The following is a 21,468-nucleotide window of genomic DNA, read 5'->3' on the forward strand; positions in this document are numbered from 1 at the left end:
GGCTCGTGCGAGAGATGATCGCGATGCTCGACGGACTCGCCCCTCACGTGACCGCGGGCGGGGGCCAGAACTACACGGGCGGTGCGGCCTACCCCGAGCGTGCCGGCTTTCCGACGTACGCGAGCTCCGAAGGGCTCGCATCGTACCTTCGCGAGTTCCGCACGACGACCCGCGAGTACGGCGTCGCACCGGGTGGTGGGGCGCTCTACGTCGGAGGAGCGACTTACCCAGGCCAGGGGATGCCCGTCGGCTCGAGCGCGACGGCGCTCGACGAGTACATTCGAGCGCTCGGCGGCTCGAACTACAGCATAGAGCCCGGTGGCGGTCAGAGCTTCGTCGGGGGAGCCGCATACCCCGGCGCTGGGTTCCCCGTCTACGCAAGCAGCGAAGGACTCGCCGGCTCGGCTGTATCGGCACGGGCGTACGTTCTGCGGCGCCTCATCCACTCCGCCGAGCGGGTTGCGCGCGGCGTCGTCGAGCACTGTCCTGTTGCCGCGTCGCACTACAACACGGCGTCGCGCCTGGACCGGCTCCATGCGCATGCCGGGCTTTCGCCCGCCGCCGAGCTGGCGCGGCAGCGACGCCGCGGAGCGGTCTGGCTCTCCGCGCTCTCCGCGCTCCGTGTTTGTCGTTCGACGGTCGTCGCGCGCGCGCCCGGGCTCTGGCCCGTGGTCGAGCGCGCGCACTCGATGCTCCGCGGCGCGATCTGAATGCAGCATGGCTTCTCGTCTCCATCGCGCGCGGGCTCTCGGAGCGAGCCCGGTGCCGCTCTTCACGGCGACGTCGCTTCGTGCCGACCCGGCGTTCAGGTTGGCGCTGTCTCGATCACTCCTGGACTCGATCGTGAGCGATCAGCGCATGTGGACGCTCGATGCGAGCTACCGCGTCGGGCGCGAGAGCAATTCGATGTGCAGTCCCAAGGGATATCCGTCGCGGCCGTGGGCGCCTGGGGGCCGCTGCGGGTACTTCGAGATGGACTGTCAGCACTCGATCTACGTGCTCGACGTCCCGTGCACGCTCGCGAACACGAACGAGCTCCTCTGGCAGTTCCCACGCTACGTGTGGGCGCAGGCAAAGCTGCGCGAGCTGCTCTCGAATCGTCCCGAGGCGTCCTACCCGACGCCGGCGCGCGCGCGGCAGTGGGCGCGCTGGTGTTGGGACGTGTGCGAGCTGATCTCGCTCGCCGTCTGGTCGACGAACATCCGCGACGCGTACGCCGGCAAGCTCGTACCGGGCTCGAGCGGGACGCGGCCCGACGTGTGGGATTCGACTCCCTACCTCGACCTCAGCGACGGACCGAAGCTGCGCGCCTTCCGCGAGCGGCTCGCCGGCGAAAAGACCGAAGCGCGTTATGGCGCGCACGCGAGGTCGGAAGTACGGATGCCCACCAGGTGGCGGCTGTGGAACCGTGTCGTCAATGGACATGGTTGGAAGCGCGAGAGCAATCGTGTCTTCCTCCAGCCGCCCGAGATTCCGCGCCAGCGCAGCGACTTCTCTCCCGTCGAAGCGTTCTGGCCGAACGCATGGAAGGACGCGATCGGCCGACGCCCGGACTCACTCGGATTCGAGAAGCCGTACTACACCGAGAGCCCGCCGACAGATCGGTTCGAGCGCCTCGTGCGGCTCTTCGAGCTGTCCCGCTCGCCGCGCGCTCTGCTCGTGCCTGTCGAGTACCTGGACGTGCGCAATCGCCCGCAGCAGGGAACCTATCTGAGTCTCGAAGGCTTCGTCGGGTACCTCGAGGCGGCCGCGTCCGACTTGGTGATCGATCGCCCGTACGCGCGATGGGTGTCGCACGGTCTGAAGGTCTGGAACGACGCATTCATGCGCCTACCCGGTGATTACCGTCGGAACCTGCAAGGCAATCTCGACTTCTCACGCGCGCTCGCGACGATGGCGACCGAGGCGCATGCCGACCAGTACTTCCTCGGCGCGCACACGGCGCTGAGCGCGACGGGAGCGGTCCTGGCGTCGATACCGTTCGGGCAGATCGCTGCGGTCGGCATCGCCGTAGTCCAGGCGCTCCTCACCGTGCTCCACGAGGTCTTCAAGGCTCTCGACATCTATGCTCAGGGTGGCGGTGCGATTCCTCCCTGCCCGCCTCCTCCCGTGATCCGAATCATCAAGGGAGGGCAGGAGTGCAACTGGGACGACCCCGAGCGCGACGGCATGCGCCGGGACGAGCTCGAGTCGGAGGCGCAGCGGCTCTTTCCCGAGCGCTCCCTGCCCGGCAGTTCCATCTTCACGCTTCCGGTACCGATTCATCCGCCGCGAGGTGGGGCACCTCGTCGAAACCCGAGAGCGACAAACCTCGTGCTCGGAGCTGCCGGCGCCGCGGCTCTCGTGTACTGGATGAGGCAGAGATGAATGCGTCGGTTCGGCGCGGCTGTGGATGCGGTGCGACGAGCGCACTTCCTTACCGCACGCCGCAGGAGTATCGCGAAGCAGCGAATCGGTTTGTCGCGATCGGCAGCACTCGCGCGCCGAGTGCGCAGCGGGCCGCTTCCGTTGCGTACGCTACGGCTCGCGCATCGCGCCGCGGAGATGCGCGCGCGGCGCTCGCGGGCCTGCGAGAGCTCCGCGCGCTCGCGGACGCCGAGCAGGACCAGATCCGCACCCTAGAAAGGCAGCTGTCGACGCGCGCGGGGACGATCCGCGGCCGCATCCAGATGGTCGCGCAGCTCGCGTCGGGGGTTGCGAACATCATCGGTCTGGCCACGCGCGACCCGAACGTGATGAAGGTGATCCGCTGGATCGACTACATCATGGGAGTCAATCCGTCCCCGCCCGAGCAACTGAACTTCCGCGAGCTCGCGGAGTTCTGCCGCGTGTGGAACGGTGGGGTGGGCGTTGCGGCGCTCGCCGGCGTGCGCGGCATTGCGGCAGTCGCCGCCGCCGCGGGGGCGGCGACACGCACGTCGTCGCTCGCCGAGCTCGGCCGCATCGTCAACGAGGTCGCCGGATACGTGGAGATGGCGACACAGCAGATCTGCGCGCTGGCGCAGACGCAGGCGCCCAGCTCGGAGGGCTCCTCGAGCAATCCGGGCGATGCTCCTCGCCCGCATCCGGCGCCGGACCCGCTCGCCGAGGCACGCCGCCGCTGGCGAATCGCGATGAGCGCTCGGGTTCTCGCAGAAGCCTTCATCAAGGCGACTCCCAACTCGAGAAACCAACGCATTCGGGAGAATGCGATTCGCAACAACTGCAAGTACGCGTGCGACCTCGAGAACGCGGAACGCAGCTACCTGGAAGCGAAACGCGCGGCAGGTCAGGACGCGACAATCGAGAGGTTCTCGAGCACCGTGACTCCGAGCGTGCGTCCTCGTCGGTATGTCGACGGCGCGACGGCGCCGAGCGGCTGCACCTGCGGCGGAGGCGCCGACGCGTCGAGAGGCACGGGCAGTGGCGCCGCCGGCGTCGCTGCTGCGGCAGCTGGCGTTGCCCTCGTTGCGTATCTCTCACTGCGCGCGTGATCCGCTCGGCCGCAGAAACGATTTCGCGTCTCGCGACTTTGCTTCGCTCCGAGAAATCTCGAACCCTCAGCGATATCGACGCTCGCCAAGCGACGATAGGAGGAGCGAATGACGTACTGCGTGTGGACGAAGTCCAGCCGCGCAACGAAGAAGAAGTCGGTGCGCTGCGGTCTGTCGAAGGCCGAGGCGCGCGCGGCATTGAAGCGCGCCTTCGCGGCCGGCAAGAAGGTCGGTACCGCGGGCATGTATCGCAAGAAGGGGCGCTGACGGTGAAGGCGCCGAAAAAGACGCGGCGGCGCCTCGGCAAATGCACGTGCGGCAACGTGAAGCGCCGCGGCCGTTGGTACCGATTCTGCTGGGACCGACTCGGAATCCGCAGCGTCGAGAGGCTTCCGAGGCGCTCGCGATAGGAAAGGGACGTCGATGTCGAAGGACAAGCGGAGGCAGGACTGCTGCCCGTGCCCGCTCACGCTGGCTCGTCAGGCGTTCCGCAGCGCGAAGTCGTGCGAGGAAATGCGCGAGGCCACGAGCGCATTCATGCATGCGGCCTCGGCCGAGCTGAACCAGCGGCAGCCCGGGCCTGCGCGTGAACGCTACGAGCGCCTCATCGACGCGGAGTTCGATCGCATGGCGGAGAAGTCCGCTGTCCAGTGCCAGTACGGCCAGTCGCGAAGCCCTCGCGCCATCGAGGCGATTACTCGATCGCGTCTACGTGTGCGTCAGGCCATCCGGCAGCGCGCACGGGCAGAGGAGCGATCGCGCGCGCGAATCGATGCTGCGCTCGCCTCGCAGCGAGCGGCGATGACGCTCCGCGGAGCACGACCGCCGCGCGGCAAGCGGTGAGCGCGTCGTGGCGGAGACCGTCTATGTGTCTCACCTGCATGCGCGTCTTCGCGCGCTGGGCGCGCAGTTCATGTCGGACCGCAGTTCGGCGCGCGCGCACGTGTACTGGATCGGCGCTTCACGTATCTGGGTGAAGGTCGTGAGGCACCCGCACGAGCCGACTGCGGTCGTGCTCACGTTCCATGGCGAGTGTCCGTGCTCGCGCGCGTAGGAGGTGCGTGATGGCCACGAAAAGACGGCGAAAGCCCGCGGAGATGACGGTCGGCGTGAAGGCACTCGTGCGAGCGCTCGTCGGGAATGAACGCGTCTCGATGCGCGACTCGGAGGTGCGCACGAAGTTCCGGAAGCGATGCGCGAGGTATGTCGCGAAGCGCGTCATCGACGAATGCGCCGAGTACGCGGTCGCTGTGCATCAGGAGAACCGCGGCATCTACGCCGACGTGATGAGCGGGCGTGTCGGTCGCGACCGCGGTCGGGTCCCTTTCGAGGGCGTAGGGGGAGCCCGCCGCGCGCGTACCCCGCGCCACGCGACTGGCTCGCTCGGTTGCGGTTGTCGCCGCTCGTGAGGCTGCATGTCCATGGATTGCGCGGTGCCCCCGCTCGACCAGGCGGCGACTCGCATCGGGCGCGGCTACAACCGCGACCGCACGCGGCGCGATCAGCTGCACGCGGGCATGGACTTCGTCGCGGATGCAGGCACGCCTGTGCTCGCGCCGATCGCGGGCACAGTCGTGCTCAAGAGCACAGACACCGGTCCACTCGTTCCTCCGCCCGGGCCCGGGGCAGGTGCGGGGCATTGGCGGGTACGGCAATGCACTCGTGTTGCAGCACGAGCTCGCGCTGCCTGGGCTGCCGGTGCCGTTCTGGACTTCGTACAACCATTTGCGGGAACCGTCGCTCATCGACGTCGGGCAGCGCGTCGAGTCGCAGGCCCTCATCGGATTCGTCGGAAGCACGACGAACCGTCAGTTCCTCGGGATGGGTGCCCACCTCCATTTCGAAGTGCGCGGGCGACCGTTTCCCGGCACCCATGCTCGCGACACGATCGATCCGGCGCGACTGTTCGCGGCGCTCGGGATCGACGTCGTCGGCGCCAGGCGCGAAGTCGCGCGCTCAGTTGGCGGACAGTTGCTCGTGCGAGTTGCAGGCCCGAGTGACTGCTTCCACTCGGATAACGCCGGGCTCGCGCTCGCGTCCCTGCCCGGCGCGCACGTCGACCCGGAGCGACTCCGTCGGACATACCAGCGCTACGGCTATTCAGGGAACAATCAGAACATCGAATCACCGTCGCTGAGGCCACCCGACTATTCGGGTCAAAGCGAAGCGGTCGCGGTGAACGGCGACTCCACGGCAGGTGCCGTGGCGAGGCGCGTCGTTGCGATAGCGGGGGCTGGAATCGGCGCCGCTTGGATCTGACGTCGATGGGTCCGGCCAGGAGAGACGAGATGACGACCTATGCGGAGCTCGACGAGAGCGCGGTCGAGGCGAGCGAGGTGACGCCCGCACGTCGCGTTCAGGCGCGCGCGATGTGTGCGTCGACGCGAGCCGAGTATCGATGGCTGCTCGTCGACGTCTGCGCGCGTCGGCGCGCGGGCGCGCGCCCGATGGAGAAGATCTCCACTTCCCGAGATGCGGCCCGCGTCTGCCGCGAGTTCGTGAACCAGAGTGCACTCGTGCAGGAGCTCTTCGGAGTGCTCTGTCTCGACACGAAGAATCGCCCCGTCGGATTCGCAATACCGCATGCGGGCGGGCTCGACGCGTCAATTGTCGACGTGAAGACGGTTTTCAAGCCCGCCTTGCTCATCCCGGCCGCGTCCGTCGTGCTCTGTCACAATCACCCGAGCGGTGATCCGAGACCGAGCGCCGACGATGTGGCGCTCACCCGCCGGCTGCTCGTCGCAAGCGAGTATCTCGGCGTGCGCCTCCTCGACCACGTCATCCTCGGAGAGGACGACCAGTACTTCTCGTTCATCGATGCGGGGCTGCTCGGGGGAGTCACGGCATGAACCCTCTGCTTCTCGTTCTCGCGGCCGCATTCCTCATCGGCGTGAGCGTGCCGGGCCTCGTTGTGATCCTGCGAGCGCCCGATGCGATACAGGCGCTCGTGCGCGCCGGCGTCAAGCCGTGGGCATGCGACCTCTGCATGTGCCTATGGACAACGTTCAGTCTCGTCGCGCTCGCCGCTGCATCTCTCGGTGAGCCGCGCGTGCTGCTGGCTGCGGGACCGAGCTACACGCTCAGTCTCCTGGTGCTCCGAGTGGTCCAGGCGCCGTACGGCGCCAGCTCGCCGACGAAGCCGCCGGACCTCTGACTGGCCGCTACAGGCCAGACCGGACGATCGAACACGACGTATCCGGACGCCCTATGACGACGAATATGATCTCGTCTGCGGACGGCTGGGCATACGCGCTCACGCCAAACGACAAGCTGTGGGCCGCGCGCATGATCGCCGGGGAGGGTGGCGATCCGACTGCCGTGCTCTGGACGATGGCCTCGCGTTTCGCGCTGCTGAGAAATACGTACGGTACGTTCACGTCCCTGCTTCGCGCGTACTCGCAGCCCATCAATCCGGCCTGGTCGCGCGAAGGAGCCTTCTGCCGCCCCGGAAGCGAAGCGCACGCAACGGCCGCGTGTGCCGAGTCGCTCCTCGCCAGACGCTCGCGCGTCTCGGCGCTCTCTCTGGCGCAGCTCGTTCGCGAGGGTGCGGTCGTGGAGCGCTGGGCTCGGGGCGAGTTCTTGAACCCCGTCCCGCGAGCGGTCCACTTCGCGTCACCTGGTGTCGCTCGCTCGTGTTTGCGTCGCGGCGCCTGCACGCGGGTTATCGCCCGGAGCGGCAATTGGCATCTCAGCACCGCCGAGAGCGACACCTGGCCCACTCACTTCGTCAGCGTCGGCGGCGCCGGGGACGGGGGACGACCGCGTCGTCGAGTCGGCGCGGTCTGCATCGTCACGGTAGGCGGACTCGCATGGTGGGTGTGGTCGCATCGCAGAGGCCCGGTCCCCACGCGCGCGGCCCTCTGACGTGGCTCCGTCGTGACGGCTTCTGCGTCGCGGGATCATCGGGTTCCACCACGCACCGAGCCACACTATCCCGCGCGGTCAAGCCGGCCAACGACGTCCTCATACTGACAGAACTCGATGGCGTACGGCCGCTGTGGCAGTTGGCTGAACGCGGAGACCAGAGCATCGACTATCCGCTCACAGGCAGGCTCAATCAGCGCTACGTCCTCATTAGGATCCTGCGAGAATCTCTCCCACGCCGCAGCGAGTCCAGGCCAATTCACCTGGAAGTTCGCGCGGACTGCCGCCTGACCGCCCCGGAAGAAAATCACCACGCGAGCGGTATCGGCCCAAAGCTCCACGCGAAGCGTGCCCCAGGTCTTGGGTGCCTGATGTTTCAACAGCTCTCGTCCTACAAACGACACAATCGCCGACGCCGAGTCGCGCAGGGACTCGTTCGACGAGTCGTCGCCGATGCTGTCGTAGTAGAGGACGCCATCCGAGGCAGCGATGCTCGACCATTTCATCTCCATCACCGTGCCCCACCTTGCCATGCCTGAGCTCCTCCGCGAAGCCAGTTAGTACGCCATGGCAATCGAAGCAGCGTTCATCGGCGACAGTCAGGCCGGCGGGCTGGCGGCGGTGCTCCGTCGCGAGCTGGCGCGGCGCGGCGTCGACGTGATCGCGAGCGAGCACCGGAATGGCGCGAGCACGCGCGTCCTCGTGCAAAGCGGCGTCCTCGCGCGAGCGCTCCGTGCGCGCCCTGCGGTCCTCATCGTCGCAGCAGGTGGCAACGACACGACAGCGGCTGCCTCGACATGGTCGGACGTCGTAGATCGCGCGCTACGCGCAGGCGTGCGGCGCGTCGTGTGGATCGGCCCACCTGCGTCCTTCCCGCACGGCACGCAGCGCGACGCCGAGCGCGCGGCCGTGAGCGAGCTACAGGCGGCAACGTTCGCGAGAACTCTCGGCGTCGCTTGGATCAGCGGGCGCGCGACTGCGAACGGGATCCCTCGTCGCGACGAGGTTCATTTCGACTCGGCTGGATATGCAGGCTGGGCCGCAAGGCTCGCACCCCACATTGCGGCGGCGCTCCGATTGCGATCTGCTCATTGGAGCGCGGTCGGAGTTGTGGTCGCGATATGTTGTTGGATGGCGCTTACCGCGCCGGGCCGGTTTGCTGTCACAAGGTAATTCGTGCCGGGCTAACTAGTAGCCACGCAAGACCGCGAAACACCTTTACGTAACATCAGTCGGCGGTTGGGATCGTCTCTTGTCGGCCCAGCTGGCGCCTGAAAGGCAACCTGACACGTCCCTGACGGCACGTCGCCCGACACGTTCGCCGCGGCCGTTATCGGCACTCGCCATTCGTTTCAAGCTCGACGCACGTCTGGCCCGCGCGACATTCCGACGATTCGTTGCAGCCTTGACAGCGATACCCGTCGCCGCGGTCGACGCAGCCGAGCTGCGGGAGCGGGCAGTCCTCTGCAGTACTGCACGGAACGACGCACGCATCGTACGGGTCGCTGCCGACACACCGCGTCCCCTCGGGGCAGCCAGTTGGACCCGCATCGCAGCGGGTAGTGCAATAGCCGCGGAACGCGCCAGACGTGTCTCGAGCGTACAGCCTGCATACCGGCGTCCCTTCGAACGCGGTGCAGTCGGAGTCAGTCGAGCAGACGCGGAACGCGTTCTCGATCTCGCCCGTGCATCGCTGGCTCGCCGAGTCGCACAGCAGAGGGGACCGGCAATCTGTGTCTGTGCTACACAGCGCATCCCGCCCGCCGTTTCCGACAGGACGGCATGTCGCGTCGACAGGATCGCAGACGTAGATGCCTCCAATGGGACGCGACGCGCATCCCACGCGCGGATCGCACGTGCTGCCCAGCGTGCGGCACGCGCCCGCGGCAGTGTTGCAGCTCATCGAACCGCACTGATCGTCGGCAGTGCACGTTTGCCCGTCGAGCCTCGAACCGTTCGCGTAGCACGTTGCGATCGTGCGACCATCGAACGCCGCGCAGAAGAAGCCGGCGCCGCATGCATCGGCCCCCCAGCTCGTGCAGCAGGGCTCAGCAGGTCCTTGGGCCGGCGCGTACGCGCAGTTGTCAGGACCGCCGTTACAACCGAGCGTGAGCGCGGCCATCGTTGTCCAGACCACGAGGATACGCATCTCGATAGCTCCTTTGCTGGTACCGGCGCGGATCCGCGGTCGGTCCCTGGAGCTCGGGCCTTCGAGCGTGCGCCGCCGCAAGTGGGGCGCGATCAGCGAAACGTATGCTGAAACGGACTGGGTGCGTGTGATCATGGCGATTCGGTCCCACTTTGCGAGTTCGGTCGGTGCGATGAGGTGGCTTCGCAGCGCGGCGACTGCTGTGCGGTGCTGCCGCCCCTCTCGAGCTCCAGCGTCGCAGCAGGTGAAGCGTTCTCGCGCGTCCTCAGGTCATCGGTCCGCCGTCACGCTCGTTGCGTCGAAAGATGCACTCCACGCGCGTTGGGCGAATATCTCGAACAACGTCGATCGACGAGCCGAGTGCCCGTCAGGAGGCTGCCGCACAACGGCGTTGCAGTTGCAACGTGGTCCGGAGCGCCCAACGAGGGTGGCCGGCGAGCGTGTCGTAGAGCACTGCGCGGCGCAGGCCGACCGGTGAACACGCGCCGAGCATGAGAAATTCTGGTTGCCATCGATCCGTGCGCGCGGGCGTCGGCATGAAAGATTTAGGCGCGCAGCGAGATCGGCGCGCTCTCGTATACGCCTCGTCAGATGCATCGTGCGTCCCGACCGGGTCGCGACGATGCGCGTTACAAGTGCCGGCTGCACTCGTCGGGTCGTGGATTCGCGCGGGCGCTCCTTCGATTCGCGATGCTTGCGAGACAAGCGATCGAGCACGATCACTGCGGCAGGACTCTCCAAGGAGGAGGCGTCACGCGCGGAGGTGCCACGAACACACCGCTCTCGGCACGCGCGCTCCCGACACATCCAGTTCGCATGTCAGCGGCGAGGAGCTCGAGGCCGCCGGCTTGCGCATCGAGTCCGTACAGGCGGCACAACGCGGCAACGCGGTCTGCTGCCCCGACGAGATCCGACTGTTGTGGCTTGGATCTGTTGCCCACGCCGAGTGCTCTGATAAACACGTTCGTTGCCTCGTCGTCTCGCCCGACCCAGGCGAGAAGCTGTCCAGCGGACTGCAACGCATCCAGCGCGTGCAACCTCAATCCTCGCTCCAACGCGAGCCGACCGCATTGGAGGTACCCGACGATCGCCCCCTCGACTTCACCGCACGCGTAGAGGGCTGCAGCGAGCACGGAGCGCGCTTGCACCTCGAGCCCGCGACGGCGCTCCTGGCGTGCCTGTGCCGCGACAAGCTGCGCCTCCACGCGGGCCGAGTCGTGCTCACCCTCACGGCGGAGGGCGTTGGACAAGGCCAGCGAGAGCGCAAGGGCCTCGTTGATGAGACCTCGACGGGTTGCGTCATCCCGGTGGCGGACGAGGCATCGGAACGCTTCTCCTTTTTCGCCGCACCCCAGCAGATCGTCGGCTTCTGCGGTCGCGTCTTGAACGCGCACGAGCTCGACCGGTGACAAGTCGATGAGCGTGATCAGTGGCTCGATGAAGGGAGGGCGGCGGAGCATGGCCTCACATCGGCGGTTCAGGCCGGCCGTTGCGCGGAGCGGTCGCCGAGATACGCCGAATACAGCCGATGTTCGATCGTCGGTGGGCCTGACGCTCGGCTGCGCGTTCGTTGCGCGGCGGGGAGCGCCCCGGTCACCGCTCGCGTGCACGCCGGCCGGTTGACGACGGCCGGGTCGTTGCGCGACCGCGAGTCGATGCCAAGCTCGCGACCTCGGAGGCGCGGGCAGACCGATCTTCGCAACCTGACGGCGCTCGGCACGATGACGGGTATATGACGAAGCCGATGCTGACGAAGCACGTTGGAACCCCGAGCTTGCCGTTCGCGATGACCTACGCCTTGGCCGTCGCCGCGACGCTCGCTGCCGGGTGCCAGCCACCGCTGGCCTGCGGCGAGCTCCTCGTGGCCGACGACGATGAGCGTGTCTGCGTGTGCCCGAACGGCGGAGTGTACCGCGACGGGTTCTGCTATCTCGACGGCAGCGTCGTGCCGCTCGACGGCATGACCCGCGACGATGCGGGTGGACGCGATGCTGGCACCCAGACGGTGGATGCGTCAGTCGATGCCGGGCTCGTCGATGCTGGCTCGGATGCCGCGCCGGACGGCGAGGACGCGGGCGGGGACGTGGATGCGGGAGCCATGCTCGATGCCGGTGGCACGCCCGACCTCACTGTATCTTGCATGGCGGCCGATATCGCGGGAGCGGGGAGCGAGGGCCGCGTCGACATCCGTGTCACGAACATCGGGTCCGCGGCCGCCTCCGGGTTCCGTGTGCGCGTCACCGCGACGATCGTCGGGGAGACCACGCGAACCGAGACGATCGGTACTTCGATCTTCGTTGATCCCATCGCACCCCTTGGGAGCGCGACCCAGAGTGTCGGGTTCACTGCTTGGGCCGACACGACGGCGGGGATGATTGACGCGACCTGCGTCGTCGACGCACTCGGCGAGATCGCGGAGCAGGACGAAGGTAACAACACCTCGACATTCTCGTTCGACGCTACGGATCTCCCGGATCTCCGCGGGTCATACGCAGCGGGATCAATCACGATCCGCAACACTGGCGCCGGTAACTCGCGTGGGTTCTTCGTGGCCGCTTGGACGATGGGCAACTGCCTCGGCGCGCCGATGCTCGAGCGGAATGTGGCGTACCTTGCGGCGGGTGGTTCCGTGCGCTTCGACGGCCCGGACCCGACCTGCGCGCGCGTCGACGTCTCGAATATGGTGGCCGAGACTGACGAGTCGAATAACGGCTTCCAGTGAGGTGAGCGTCGATGAGCGTACGGTGCCCACGCTCCGCCCCCAGAGAACACGCCGTCGCTTTCGATCGGCGGCGCCCTCTCGTCTGCACCGCGCCCTGCCTGGTCGAACTGCCTCGGCGAACCAACAGCGATCTTGAATGTCATGGTAACGCGTGGCCCGGAGTCTTCGCGACTCCGCGAGAAAGCATATCGGAGACGACGTGAATCAGCGGCGACGCCCGCCGGCCAGCGAAGTCGAGGAGCCCCCTCGGTCCCCCACGACCGCGTCTGATGCTCGGCGCGCGATGCAACTGCTGTCCGTCATCAACAAGGGGATCACGCTCAAAGCCCAGAACGAGGAATTCCTGCGAACTGTGCTCGGTCGGATGCCCGAGTCCGGTCGCGAGGCGCGACTCTGGAAGATCTGGATGAAGCAGCTTTGGAAGCGTCTATCGCAATTGGAGGAGAACAGCTCCCCTGCGGAGGACGACGACGCCGATTCGTGACGCGGCGATTCGGAAAAAGGCACCCCGACCGAGTTCGAGCCCGCGCACGCGCGCGCGTGGGCGTAGACGCGCCACTTGACTCGAAGCTGTCGTCGGTGCTAGCGGGACGCGCTCATCCATACATAGCTCTCCGTTTTGCGGCAAACCGGTGCGAATCCGGTACGGCCCCCGCCACTGTGATGAGGCAATCCCGCCTCGAGTCAGGGCTGCAGCTCGGGAGAGATCACGGCCCACGAGGGGTGGGCGCGGAGGTCGATGTGCACCTGAAGCTCGTAATGGTCGCTGGCGCGGTTGTGTGCTTCGTCGGCTGTAGCGGCGACGACGATCTCGCATCGGACGACGCCAGTGTAGGGAGTGATGCCGGCTGGGCCGATGCCGGCGCGCTCGGAGACGCGGCAAGTGAAGTCGACTCCGCGGTTCAATCCGATGGTGGGCCGACGGATGGCAGCGCCGGTGCGTGCTCGGAATGCGGTGAGATGCAGGCCTGCGTCCGGTCTGTCTGTGTCGACACCTGCGGCGCAGATCTGTCGGCGTGGGAGGGGGCTCTCGGAGCCGGTCTCGTTCCGGTAGCCAACTTCTGCCGCTCTGCCGATGCGTACGGAGTCATCGGCGCCGCTGGCCGTGCTCCGGTCGTGTACGACCTGCTGGCGAGCACGGACGACGACGACTTCGTCTACGCCGTGTCGCGATGGACGGCTCAGACGGGGATGGATATCGCGCCCAGTGAGGTGGCGACGGTCAGAGTCGAAGTGGATCCCGCCTGGGGCGCTGCTCGGCCGTTCCCGAATGGATTTGTGGCGATCAACGCCGATGAGACTGCGCTTCTCTTCGGATACACGGTGTTCGTGAGTCCCGAATCCGTTCCCGGGGAGATCTTCCGCGTCACGATCGGTTCCGGTGAGACCACGGCATTCACCGCCCCCGGGAACTTCGATGCAGCGTGGATCGACGACGCCGATTTCGTCGTGAGCGGCCTCGGACTTGGCACCGTGGCTGATGGGCACGGACTCTACGCGTACGACGCATCTGAAGACGAAACGGCGCATGTCGCCACGAATCTCGGCGTGTACAGCGGCGCGGTGGGGTTGACGGCGGACTACGCGATTGCGGGAGGATCCGCGGCGGACTTCTCCTCGCAGGTGTTCTCGGTTTCCCGGTCTGCCTTCGACGGTGCCTTCGCGAGCGGCACACCGATCGACATGATGCTCACGGGCAGTCGCGTGGCCGCCGGTGGAATGACGATCCCGTCGGCATTCTCCATCTCGGCCGACGGTCGGCAGCTCACCGCGGCTGAGTATATGGGCCCGATCCGCGTGTGGTCCGTCAGCCAGGACTCGGGCTCTCTCACTCTTTCGCCTCAACCGAATCTCGCGTCGGGCACTTTCACCACCGCCTTCGCTGCCGGCGACGGCCGGGTGATGCTACGGCACTCTGACGGCCTTCTGCTCGTCGCCGAGAGGTAGAGCCGTTCTGCCTGAATGAGCACGACTGAGCGCGAGCTCCGTTGAAGCGCTCTCAACGAGCCCTGGCCCCGAGACAGGGCGACGTCGCCGGCGCTCCTAGCGCCGGCGGCGTCGCGTGAGTGGAGCATCTCGCCGTGCGATACCGGTCGCGCGGACTAGCAGCTTGAAGGGAGAGCTCTCAAAGGTCGAACTGACGACTGCCGCTTATGCGCGAAAGCACGGGTGCTTCTTGTATGTGCTGGTGATCCGAACTCAACGGCACGGCTCAATCACGCTGGTCGGCCGACTGGACCATGCGCTCCTACGAGACTCTCGCCACAGACCACCGCGACCCGCTGACGACGTCACGCAGATCGAGGCGAGCCCAGCGATCAGCGAGCTCTTCACGGAAGAGATCCTCGACGAGGGCCTCGCGCACTGCAGTCTCCATTTCCGCGCGCGCGAGTGCGCGACGCGGCATGATATCGACTTGTACGATCCCGTTGCGCTCGCTCCAATTGCCGATTTCGAGCACGGCTTCACCGGAGTCGAGCACGCATACTTCGATTCTCTCCGCGCCATCGCTTTCGACCCTGATCGCGCCCACATAGGACGGACGATCAGGAGCCAATCCGTGAACGGCTGCTACGCGCCGAACTCGGGCTACCCAATCGAGCTCGTCGGGTTTGGATGCAAGGTCCAGATAGTGGAGCCAGTATTCGCGCCGGAGAGGGGCCTGCTGGTCCGCGTCGGTGTTCCAGGGGAGCTGCCCCGTGAGGGCTACCGTCGCACGCATGGGGAGATCCCACGCCTCCGGGTCGAGGTCTTCGTCTCGCGAGGGACCATCGAGAGTCCCCTTCGGACGTGGACGTAGGGCGCGAATCGCGCTGGCGGCAACCTGCACCGCGAATTGCTGCGCGTCTCCTCTGCCCGCCCAGTCCATTGCGAGGACCTGAAGTCGGTCCGCATGCGCAAGAGCGTCTGTCGCGGCGAACCTACGATCGCCGACATTGAGAAGAATGAGGACCGCATCGTGTACGGCCTGCAGTGGCTCGGAATCAGTAAATATCGAAGGTCGGCGGAGGAACATGTCGAGCGAATCGACAGCAACGCAGAGACGAAATTGGGTGAGCGCATCGACACCGGCGCTCGCACTGATGCGCCGTTCGACGTCGCCTCGGTCGGCCAGATCAAGGTGCCCCGAGCGACTCCCTTGAACAAGAGCTACGAACCTTTGGACGAACTCGCGCAGATCAGCCATCGCTCACTCCAGAGTCCGAGTTCAGTATGGGTCACTCGCAGAGCTCGCCCCACGGTACACACTGCCATCCGGACGATACTCCGTTACTGAGCCGTCGGGGTGGAACACTCTCGTCATGTTCGGATCAGTTACCACGAGGTCGCGTCCCTGGGCAGCTGCTTCAACGCGGAAATAGTTGCGGCAGTCGCGACACATCGGTAGACCCACGCCAACAGCTTCCCCGGGATGTGCCACCGCGTGCTGCTTCTCGCAGTGGACCGAGGCGGCACTCCCAGGTCCGTTGAAATCATTCGCTCCCCCGTCCTGGAGCTCGTGCCCGATCTCGTCGCTGCGCGCCATCATCTCATCCGAGCTTCGCGATGCATATCCCGGGTATCGCTCGGCATCGTCACCGATCTCGCCGCTCCGCGTGTACGGTCGATCCGAGCCCTCTACCGCAGCCACGCATCGCTCGCTGTCGGACTCGCGTTGCGCACGGATGCGCGCTTGCTCGTCAGCGGCAGCGGCTGCAGCTCGACGGCTCGTTTCGATCTCGGCCCGAGTCGAGGGCGGGGTATCGCTCGGCGGCGGAGCCCAGCGGCTCGGGTGCTCTCTTGGGCTTGAGGTGGGGTCGACGTTCCGAACCCATCTTCCCGCCGAGGTGTCGTAGCCCCAGCGGTTCGGGTACCGACGCGCACCGCTCGGCAACGGCACGCCTGCGGCGCGCGCCTCCTCCGTTGTCAGCACGCCGATCGGACGCCGATCCGTGCGAGGTTCATGCGCGCGACTCGCGGCTACGTCGCTCGCAACCGAGCGGGGTACTGCTTCGCGATCCGGGTGCCCCTGCGACCCCTCTTGTGCGGGGTGGTTGTGCTCGTTATGAAGCCCGAGGACGTCGACGGAGACCAGCGGGTTCGCGGGATAGGCGTAGAGATTGACGCCGCCCGCGCACCCAATCGGATCGCTCTCGAGATACCTTCCGAGCCAGGGGTCGTAATAGCGGAATCGGTTGTAGTGGAGGCCGGTGTCGCTGTCGTAGTAGTGCCCCGGCCAGCGAAGGTTATACTCGAGCACCGACGCCGGATTGACGACGACGTGTCCATACGGATCGACACGATCTGCCCACCAGACGATCTCTCCGCGCTCATCCTCGATATGCAGCGGCATTCCCACCTGGTCGGAGAACACCGAGTAGGACCGTCCAGAGCTCGACTCTGCATCTGCCGACGCGTAGTCGACGAATCCGATGGGCACGAGTGAGCGCGCGCCGGCGTAGACATAAATTCGCAGCTGCCCCGAGGGAAAAGTCTCCGCTGCGACACGATCTCCGTCCCACCAAAAGAGCTTGAGGCGGTCGCCGCGCCCGGCGGTGATGCGGCGCCCGAGACCATCGTACGTCGCAGTCCACGGCTCGCCCGCATCGTCCTCGATCCGAACGATCTGGTCGAAGCCGTCGCGGAAATAGCGAGTCTCCGCGGCATTGCTCCGCCGCACCACAATGTGGTCGCGATGATCGTACTCGAACTGCTCGTCAGCCGCGCTGACGAGGCGGTTCGCGCGACCGATCTGCACGAGAGGCAGCCCAGGCTTCGAAAGGAGGTTGCCAGCGGCATCGTGGCGATAGGAGTGCGGCACTCCGTCTTCGCCGATCTCAGCAATGAGCCGATGCGCAGCGTCGACCTCGAAATGGCGCCTGCCGCGAATGCTGTCCCAGGCGGTTCGAAGGTCACCTTCGTCGCTGTAGTCGAGGCGGGCTGCCCACGACACGAGTGAACCGTCGTCGGCGCGCTTCCACAAGAGGCGCCCGAGAAGACGACCATCGGGATCGTACTGCTGGATCTCGCGCGCGCCGTTGCCGTGGTCGATTTGGACGGTACCGGGCCCGACCGGCTCCATCGTCCAGGTCCGCCCCGTCGGCGCGATGATGCTAACCAGGTCGTTGTGGCCGCGCTCGTAGCGAGTCGTGAAGCGACCGACGACAGTGACACGCAGGTCCTCGCCGTCGTACCAGTGACGTACCTCGCGGTCGTCGCAGCGGTCGCGCAGGCGCCGACGTAACGCATCCCACGACTTCCAGACTTTGTGGGTGTGCGTGTCCGCCCGCGTGACGTTCCCGTTCTCGTCGTAGTCGAGATCGATGACCTCGCCGTCACGCAGCTCGTATCGGCCCACGAGGCCGTTCTCGTGCGGAGTGACGCGCATCAGCACGACGCCATTCGCGTCGCGCTTCGCGGTCATCCGGTCGCCGAGGTCGTAGTCGTACTCTTCGCGGATGCGACCGTCGCGATGTACGCGAACGACGCGGTCTTTCGAGTCGTAGTCATAGGCGGAGACCGTTCCGAGCGGGTCGACGATCTCTGTGATGTGCTCGTGCGGGTTGTGCGAATACCTCGTGGTCGCTCCGAGCGGGTCGATCTGCGCGCCGACGAGATTCCAAGAGCGAATCTGCTTCCGGTGCTCCCGGCCGTCGCGATCGCGATAGAGGACGACGTTCCCGGCACGGTCGTACTGCCACTCCTGCACGCGGCCATGCGCATCGACCTCGCGGATAGGGCGGCCGTACGCATCGACCTCGCGCACGGGTTCGCGCGCAGCGCGCGGAGCCCGGAAGACGCTCGCCGCCAGGTCAAGCAGCGGGTCGGGGATCCTGTGCGACGCGGCGCCCGCGTCTGTATCGAGGCAGGGCGCGAGCTCGCCGAGCACTCGCTCGCGCGAACTTGTCGGCAGGTCCCGCACGAACGGGTCCGGCAAGCCCGGCTGATCCACCTGCGGCGGGTAGAGATTCCCGAACCGATCCATCCGGGCGTAGTGCGCGTCGTCCTCGTCGTAGAGGAGCTTCATCTCGCGGCCGCCCGAATCGATCTCGGCGACCACGCGTCCGTCGGCGTCGCGGATGCGCTTCAGCACGCCGCCGTACGGGTCGACGATCTTCGTGATGACGCCGTCGTCATCGTAGTGGACGATGCGAGCCGAGCCGTCGTGGAGCTCGTAGCGGGTCTGGCGGGGCTTGCTGTAATCGAACTTTGACCACCACAGGTTGTCCTCGCCTGACGCGAACACGCACCGACCCTGTAGGTCGTACTGATAGCGGTACCGAAATCCGTTACGGTCCGTCGCCTCGGTGATGCGGTGGGCGATGTCGTACGAGAAGTGCTCCCGCGAGCCGCGAGCGTCTTCGGTCGTCGTGAGGCGCCCGCGAAGGTCGTAGCCGTACGCGATCAGTCTCTTCGGGATCTGCGTCTCGAGCCCACCGCGGACCTCGACGAGATGGTGGTGTTGGTCGTAGTGAAGCGTGTAACGCGCTCGAGGCGCTACGGGAGTGCGGAGCGAAGTCTCGCGGACTTCGACCAGGCGCCCGACGCTGTCGTGGATCAGCTCAATGCGAGCCTTCTCGCGGAGCACGCTGACGGGGTGTGTCGAGACCGCGTCGGGCGTGTTGCGCACGAACTCGTAGGTGCCGAGCCTCCGATGCGAGACGGTGAACCGCGTCGGGCTAAGCTGTCGAAGCACGTACCCGGCTGCGCGAACCAAAGTCTGGCCGTGCCGGATGCGCGGAAACTCGATGCGGTCTCCATCGAACGTTTCGAACACCGCTCGGTGCAGTCGGACGCGAAGCGTGTTCTCGAGGCAATGCTTCCAGCCCCATCCGAGCACGCTGTGCTCGCGCGACTTGGCACTCGAGGTGTGGCGAGACCAAACGAAGCCGCCGTGTGCCGACGCGAAGTCGCGATGCGTGTTGAAGTTCGCACCAGTGACGAGGCTGACCGGCTCGCCGCCGTCACCGCGACGGCCGTTCGCGTCGCACGACTGCGTTGGGCGCCGCACTCGTCCGGCCGCGGCTCGCATCGCGCGGCGGAGCGCGGAGTAGAGAGCACCCTGCGCGAGCGCACCCAGGTTCGGAATTGGCGGACCGCCCGCGAGCACTGTCGTCGGCGGACCGAGCAGCACGCCGACTCCTGGAGGGCCCGCGGGGTCGGCACCACGTAACATGCTGATGGCGAGAGCCGCCGAATCGAGTGCTGCCTGCGCCGCCTGTGCGATCGCGGCACCGGTGTTGCCGGCCGAAGCCTGAGCGGCAGCGCCCGCTGCTGACACGACGGCGCCGGCAATGCCCGCTGCCATCTGCAGCGCCTTGGAGCCTGCCGGCATCGGGTTGCAGTGAGCGGTGATGTCCATCCCGAGTCGCGCGACTCGCGAGCCACCGAAGAAGACACCGGAAGCGCCGGTCATGATCTCGAACGGCGGCGCCATCGACCCGCACGTGAGGCCGAGACCGATGTCACCCGCGCGAAGTGCCGGGACCCCATTGACGAGCACCGACGCCGAGCCCGCAAGAAAGGCAACGCCGAAGCTCGGCAGCGGAAACACACCCGCAGGAGTGGTGCTCGGCGGATGCGCATGCGTATGGGGCGTGCCCATGTGCATCGTCGTGCCGATCACTGCGACCGGCTGAGCAGGGAACAACGCACCGAATCCCGTCTCGTCGAGGATCGTCTGGATCACCTCTGCCGAGAGCGTGTCGATGAACATCGCCGGGGCGTTGATGATCCCGAGGACTCCGCCGGCCCACTGGGCGACATAACCCGCTCCGCCCTGCTCAGCTGGCGGCGCGGATGTGAAGGCGTCCGGGAGGCTCGTCACCGTCTCGAACACGGCAGCCACACGCGCCTGTCGCGTGCTCTCCGAGATCGGCTGGGGGTCGATGATCGGGAGCCGGACGCGGTCTCGGGGCGGACGGAGGCGAGGGGAATCGGGAGGATCGCCCGGCATCACGCCCTCGCGGTTCTCTGCAAGCCCGCGAGCTTGCGTGCGGCGGCGTCCGCGGCGGTGCGCATGCGCGCGTCCGAGTACAGCCGGTGCAGCCGCTCGAGCGCCGAGCGCTGGCGCGGGACGTCCTGCGCGGCCTCGGCGATCTGCTCCGCCTGAGTCCAGGTCTCAGCAGCCTCGCGGAAGAGCGAGAGCGCGAGCTCGCTGTCGCCGCGCGCCTCGAGCGCCTGTGCGGCAGCGGAGGCGTTCAGGCACCTCGCAGCCGTGCGGCTCGCAGTGTCGAAGTACGAGCGCGCGTCGCCGTGCTGGCCGAGCATCGCACTGGTCGCGCCTGCTGCCAGCAGCAGGTTCAGCATGATCGGCGGGGCGTTGGGGTGCATCGGCGATGGCCCCTTATCGTCGGCGCCCGTCGTCGGTTGCGCCTGACGCATGAAGGCGGGCGGCTTGGCCTTCATCGCGAGCGCGAGTCCCTGCTGGTATCGCTCGAGGGCCCGATCGGGCAGCCCGGCCATCCGGAAGCAGTCGCCGACGCCGTTGAGGCAGAGCGCCTGCATGAGCGGCGTGTCCGCGGCGCCGTAGTACTCGTACAGCTGGATGAACTTCGCGATCGCTTCGTCGAAGCGGCGGTAGGACATGTCGATCATGGCGAGTTGCAGCGTCGCCTGCATGCGCTCAGCGAGCGGAACTGCAGGGTCGACGGCCTCGGCAGCCATGCCCGCGCACAGCGCGTCGGTGCTGAAGTCGAGGTCGTACGAGAGCACGCCCTGCGCGCGCAGGTTCGTCAGGGCCTGCGTGAGCGGACGCGCCCGTCGATCATCGCGCACGATGACGCGCGCGTGCTCCATCCACGGTTCTCGCTCGCCGAGCTGAGCGAAGCTCCCGACGAACCGGTAGTACGCGTCCGCGTTGTGGATCGCCGTCGGCAATAGCGAGAACACCACGCGGAATTCAGCGGGGTCGGCAAGCCACTGCGTGAAGTGCTCGATCGCGATCAACACGCGTTCGCGGGGAGACGTCGACTCAGCGCTCATGCGCTCGGGGAACTGTTCCAGAGCCTCGATCGACTTCTTCGCACGCTCCTCGTTCGCCAGCTCGAAGTGGACGCGAAGCGTCTCGCACATGCCGAGCGTCCACGAACGTTCGTCTACAAACGGAGCGGCGTACGAGAAGTGGATGTCGCCGACCGCGGCGCCGCGGATCTGCTCCTGCGTCTTCAGCGCGAAAGCTACGTCGTTGTCGGTGCATCCGAGGACGAGCATCACGTCATCGGGCTGCTCGATGAACTCTTCGAGAACCTCGCGCAGGTCTTGAAGCGCTGTTCGCATCG

17 protein-coding genes and 1 riboswitch are annotated in these 21,468 nt (G+C 66.8%); of the genes, 13 read left to right on the plus strand and 4 right to left on the minus strand.

Translation table 11 applies throughout. The annotated features are described in order from the left end of the window. The first annotated feature begins 14 nt into the window (after positions 1-14). The 8 genes from DB32_RS02700 (at position 15) to DB32_RS02740 (ending at position 6,627) form a co-directional block, all read left to right on the plus strand. A complete protein-coding gene (locus DB32_RS02700) occupies positions 15-710 on the plus strand; it encodes a hypothetical protein (RefSeq protein WP_053230848.1) in 696 nt (231 codons plus the stop codon). 52 nt (positions 711-762) lie between these two features. Then, entirely contained in the window at positions 763-2,367 is a 1,605-nt protein-coding gene (locus DB32_RS02705) for a hypothetical protein (RefSeq protein WP_053230849.1), read from the plus strand. Next, positions 2,364-3,473 carry a hypothetical protein gene (locus DB32_RS02710; RefSeq protein ID WP_157068645.1) on the plus strand — a complete coding sequence of 370 codons (1,110 nt, stop codon included), beginning with the start codon at positions 2,364-2,366 and terminating at the stop codon, positions 3,471-3,473. Before DB32_RS02705 ends, DB32_RS02710 begins: the two co-directional genes overlap by 4 nt. 108 nt (positions 3,474-3,581) lie before the next feature. After that, on the plus strand, positions 3,582-3,740 hold the full coding sequence (locus tag DB32_RS46300; protein ID WP_157068646.1) for a hypothetical protein: 159 nt from the start codon (positions 3,582-3,584) through the stop codon (positions 3,738-3,740). 156 nt (positions 3,741-3,896) lie between these two features. Next, positions 3,897-4,316: a hypothetical protein gene (locus DB32_RS02715; RefSeq protein ID WP_053230851.1), complete on the plus strand. Its 420-nt coding sequence runs from the start codon at positions 3,897-3,899 to the stop codon at positions 4,314-4,316. A gap of 690 nt (positions 4,317-5,006) precedes the next feature. Continuing rightward, positions 5,007-5,732, plus strand: a complete 726-nt coding sequence (locus DB32_RS02730) for a M23 family metallopeptidase (protein WP_083457102.1) — start codon at positions 5,007-5,009, stop codon at positions 5,730-5,732. 29 nt (positions 5,733-5,761) lie between these two features. Next, on the plus strand, positions 5,762-6,322 hold the full coding sequence (locus tag DB32_RS02735; protein ID WP_053230855.1) for a JAB domain-containing protein: 561 nt from the start codon (positions 5,762-5,764) through the stop codon (positions 6,320-6,322). Beyond that, positions 6,319-6,627: a hypothetical protein gene (locus DB32_RS02740; RefSeq protein WP_053230856.1), complete on the plus strand. Its 309-nt coding sequence runs from the start codon at positions 6,319-6,321 to the stop codon at positions 6,625-6,627. The genes DB32_RS02735 and DB32_RS02740 overlap by 4 nt, the downstream gene beginning before the upstream one ends. Before the next feature lie 775 nt (positions 6,628-7,402). Here the strand turns inward: DB32_RS02740 and DB32_RS02750 are convergent. Continuing rightward, positions 7,403-7,870, minus strand: a complete 468-nt coding sequence (locus tag DB32_RS02750; protein WP_053230858.1) for a hypothetical protein — start codon at positions 7,868-7,870, stop codon at positions 7,403-7,405. Between the two features lie 34 nt (positions 7,871-7,904). Between DB32_RS02750 and DB32_RS46305 the strand changes: the two genes are divergently transcribed. From DB32_RS46305 to DB32_RS02770, 5 genes are all read left to right on the plus strand, one after another. After that, on the plus strand, positions 7,905-8,510 hold the full coding sequence (locus DB32_RS46305; RefSeq protein ID WP_157068647.1) for an SGNH/GDSL hydrolase family protein: 606 nt from the start codon (positions 7,905-7,907) through the stop codon (positions 8,508-8,510). Between the two features lie 1,824 nt (positions 8,511-10,334). Continuing rightward, on the plus strand, positions 10,335-10,895 hold the full coding sequence (locus DB32_RS46310) for a hypothetical protein (RefSeq protein WP_157068648.1): 561 nt from the start codon (positions 10,335-10,337) through the stop codon (positions 10,893-10,895). Positions 10,896-11,218: 323 nt separating this feature from the next. Further along, complete coding sequence (locus DB32_RS02760) at positions 11,219-12,208, plus strand: CARDB domain-containing protein (protein WP_053230860.1); 990 nt, start codon at positions 11,219-11,221, stop codon at positions 12,206-12,208. Positions 12,209-12,491: 283 nt separating this feature from the next. Beyond that, entirely contained in the window at positions 12,492-12,692 is a 201-nt protein-coding gene (locus tag DB32_RS02765; RefSeq protein WP_053230861.1) for a hypothetical protein, read from the plus strand. 144 nt (positions 12,693-12,836) lie between these two features. Further along, positions 12,837-12,897, plus strand: a riboswitch (cobalamin riboswitch). Positions 12,898-12,931: 34 nt separating this feature from the next. After that, the gene (locus tag DB32_RS02770; RefSeq protein ID WP_053230862.1) at positions 12,932-14,155 is read left to right on the plus strand and encodes a hypothetical protein; all 1,224 of its coding nucleotides are present in this window, start codon (positions 12,932-12,934) and stop codon (positions 14,153-14,155) included. Positions 14,156-14,456: 301 nt separating this feature from the next. Here DB32_RS02770 and DB32_RS44005 read toward each other — a convergent pair whose 3' ends face one another. From DB32_RS44005 to DB32_RS02785, 3 genes are all read right to left on the minus strand, one after another. Continuing rightward, positions 14,457-15,395, minus strand: a complete 939-nt coding sequence (locus DB32_RS44005) for an Imm5 family immunity protein (RefSeq protein ID WP_075097432.1) — start codon at positions 15,393-15,395, stop codon at positions 14,457-14,459. 21 nt (positions 15,396-15,416) lie between these two features. Then, complete coding sequence (locus DB32_RS02780) at positions 15,417-20,027, minus strand: RHS repeat-associated core domain-containing protein (RefSeq protein ID WP_169791310.1); 4,611 nt, start codon at positions 20,025-20,027, stop codon at positions 15,417-15,419. A gap of 116 nt (positions 20,028-20,143) precedes the next feature. Then, a complete protein-coding gene (locus DB32_RS02785; RefSeq protein WP_053230865.1) occupies positions 20,144-21,466 on the minus strand; it encodes a tetratricopeptide repeat protein in 1,323 nt (440 codons plus the stop codon). Positions 21,467-21,468: the final 2 nt, after the last annotated feature.

Source organism: Sandaracinus amylolyticus, from assembly GCF_000737325.1.
Lineage (GTDB): Bacteria > Myxococcota_A > Polyangia > Polyangiales > Sandaracinaceae > Sandaracinus > Sandaracinus amylolyticus.

What these genes read in the sequence shown, in the direction of transcription:
- DB32_RS02730 (WP_083457102.1), top strand. Translation starts at nt 5,007, where the DNA reads ATGCAGGCACGCCTGTGCTCGCGCCGATCGCGGGCACAGTCGTGCTCA.
- DB32_RS02700 (WP_053230848.1), top strand. Translation starts at nt 15, where the DNA reads ATGATCGCGATGCTCGACGGACTCGCCCCTCACGTGACCGCGGGCGGG.
- DB32_RS02710 (WP_157068645.1), top strand. Translation starts at nt 2,364, where the DNA reads ATGAATGCGTCGGTTCGGCGCGGCTGTGGATGCGGTGCGACGAGCGCA.
- DB32_RS44005 (WP_075097432.1), bottom strand. Translation starts at nt 15,395, where the DNA reads ATGGCTGATCTGCGCGAGTTCGTCCAAAGGTTCGTAGCTCTTGTTCAA.
- DB32_RS02765 (WP_053230861.1), top strand. Translation starts at nt 12,492, where the DNA reads ATGCAACTGCTGTCCGTCATCAACAAGGGGATCACGCTCAAAGCCCAG.
- DB32_RS02785 (WP_053230865.1), bottom strand. Translation starts at nt 21,466, where the DNA reads ATGCGAACAGCGCTTCAAGACCTGCGCGAGGTTCTCGAAGAGTTCATC.
- DB32_RS02760 (WP_053230860.1), top strand. Translation starts at nt 11,219, where the DNA reads ATGACGAAGCCGATGCTGACGAAGCACGTTGGAACCCCGAGCTTGCCG.
- DB32_RS02740 (WP_053230856.1), top strand. Translation starts at nt 6,319, where the DNA reads ATGAACCCTCTGCTTCTCGTTCTCGCGGCCGCATTCCTCATCGGCGTG.
- DB32_RS02715 (WP_053230851.1), top strand. Translation starts at nt 3,897, where the DNA reads ATGTCGAAGGACAAGCGGAGGCAGGACTGCTGCCCGTGCCCGCTCACG.
- DB32_RS46305 (WP_157068647.1), top strand. Translation starts at nt 7,905, where the DNA reads ATGGCAATCGAAGCAGCGTTCATCGGCGACAGTCAGGCCGGCGGGCTG.
- DB32_RS02735 (WP_053230855.1), top strand. Translation starts at nt 5,762, where the DNA reads ATGACGACCTATGCGGAGCTCGACGAGAGCGCGGTCGAGGCGAGCGAG.
- DB32_RS46300 (WP_157068646.1), top strand. Translation starts at nt 3,582, where the DNA reads ATGACGTACTGCGTGTGGACGAAGTCCAGCCGCGCAACGAAGAAGAAG.
- DB32_RS02750 (WP_053230858.1), bottom strand. Translation starts at nt 7,870, where the DNA reads ATGGCAAGGTGGGGCACGGTGATGGAGATGAAATGGTCGAGCATCGCT.